The following is a 2,034-nucleotide window of genomic DNA, read 5'->3' on the forward strand; positions in this document are numbered from 1 at the left end:
TCGCGCCCGCCAGTCGTCCCCTCTTTGTTGTTACTAGGCGTCCCCCCCTCCCCTCCCCCCCCCCCCCCCCCCACCACCAGCTCGCCGACCGCCTCCGCCAGGACGCCCCGGGCGTGCTCGCCCAGCCCGGAGTCCGTGACGAACACGTCGATGTCCTCCAGCGCCGCGAACCCGCTCAGGCCGACCACACCCCACTTGCTGTGGTCCGCCACCACCGCGACGCGCCGGGCGGAGGCGACCAGCGCCCGGTTGGTCTGCGACTCGGCGAGGTTCGGCGTCGTCAGGCCGGCCTTCTCGGACACCCCGTGGGCCCCCAGGATCAGCAGGTCGACGTGGAGCGCCCTGATCGACTGGTCCGCCAGCGGTCCGACCAGCGCCGCGGACGGCGTGGGGGAGCCCCCGGTCAGCAGCAGCGACGGCGCGTCCGGATCGTGCTGCTCCCCGGCCGAGCGGATCAGGTCTGCGACCGGCAGCGAGTTGGTGACGACGGTGAGCCGCGGCACCCGCAGCAGTCTCGCCGCGACCGCGAACGCCGTCGTCCCCGCCGAGATCGCGATCACGCTGCCCGGTTCGACCAGCGCCGCCGCGGCGTCCGCCACCGCCGCCTTCGCCGCCGACTCCAGGCCGGACTTCACCTCGAACCCCGGCTCGGCCACCGCCGTCTCCGACCCGAGTACGGCACCCCCGTGCACCTTCTTCACCGTGCCCGAACGCTCCAGCGCGTCCAGGTCCCGGCGGACGGTCATGTCGGAGACCCCCAACTGCTCGACCAGATCGGCCACCCGCACCGCACCGCTGCGGCGCACGATCTCGGCGATCAGCGCCTGCCGCTGATGGGCCAGAAGTCCCGAATCCGCCACAGCCCCGCTCCCCTCACCAACAAACCGAAAACACCAGAACCGAACAGCTACAGAGGATACGCAACCCCCGGGCGCAGCGGTCCGGCGCGTACCGGGAGCGCTTTCCGGGGAGCTCTTTTCCGCGGCCGAGCGTCGTCAGGCGCCGGCGGACGGCCCGCCGTCGAGCTGGTCCGCCAGCGTCGTCAGCGTCGCGCCGAGCGGCAGGGAGAGCGTCACCTCCGCGTACGCGTCCCCGCGCGTCGCTCCCTGGTTGACGATCGCGACGGGCTTGCCGGTGCCCGCGGCGTGCCGCACGAAGCGCAGGCCCGACAGGACGGTGAGGGACGACCCGAGGACGAGCAGCGCGCGGGCGCCGTCGACCAGGTCGTAGCAGTGCTGGACGCGAGGCCTGGGCACGTTCTCGCCGAAGAAGACGACGTCGGGCTTGAGGATGCCGCCGCACGCCGTGCAGGGCGGGACACGGAAGGACGTGGCGAGTGCGTCGGGCAGCTCCACGTCCCCGTCCGGGTTCGCCCGGGCATCCGCACCGGCGGAGGCGCCGTTGAGGGCGTGCAGGCGCCGGTCGAGCTCCTCGCGCGCGCTGCTGCGCCCGCAGCCGAGGCAGATCACCCGGTCGAGTCCGCCGTGCAGTTCGACGGCGTCGACGGTGCCGGCCGCGCGGTGCAGCCCGTCGACGTTCTGGGTGATCACCGCCGACACCCGGCCGGCCCGGCGCAGCCGCTCGACCGCCCGGTGCCCGGCGTTCGGCCGCGCCTCGGCGATCGCCCGCCACCCGGCGTGGCTGCGGGCCCAGTACCGGCGCCGGCTCGCCTCGCTCCCGACGAACTCCTGGTACGTCATCGGCGTGTGCCGGCGCAGCCGGCCGGTGGCACCCCGGTAGTCGGGGATGCCCGACTCCGTCGACAGCCCCGCGCCGCTCAGGACGGCGACACCCCGCCCGGCCAGCAGCCGCCGGACCTCGTCCAGCCCGCCGGACTGCGGCCCGCTCGCACGGGTGGCCGGCCCCTCGGGTCCTCGATGCACGGGCATGCAGCCAGCGTAGGACAGCCGCCGCCCGGGCGGGCCGGGGGGGGGGGGGGGGGGGTCCGGGGGGGGGGGGGGGGGGACTCCCCGGGGCCAAGCACGGCAATGACACAAACGACTGAAGCCACGCAAACGGAAGGGAGAGGTACGC

General features: G+C 74.8%; 2 protein-coding genes. Both read right to left on the reverse strand.

Features of this window, described 5'->3' with window-relative positions; translation table 11 throughout:
• The coding region (locus ACZ6NC_RS01785) for a DeoR/GlpR family DNA-binding transcription regulator (RefSeq protein WP_465727867.1) at positions 1 to 860 on the reverse strand (860 nt) is incomplete at its 3' end.
• A 135-nt stretch (positions 861 to 995) separates the two neighbouring features.
• Positions 996 to 1,889 (reverse strand): NAD-dependent protein deacetylase, encoded by an 894-nt coding sequence (locus ACZ6NC_RS01790; RefSeq protein WP_465727869.1) that lies wholly within the window; start codon positions 1,887 to 1,889, stop codon positions 996 to 998.
• Between the last annotated feature and the right edge of the window lie 145 nt (positions 1,890 to 2,034).

Source organism: Kitasatospora sp. NPDC041988, from assembly GCF_055588525.1.

Excerpts from the sequence above, each read along its gene's own strand:
- ACZ6NC_RS01790 (WP_465727869.1), bottom strand. The coding sequence starts at position 1,889 with ATGCCCGTGCATCGAGGACCCGAGGGGCCGGCCACCCGTGCGAGCGGG.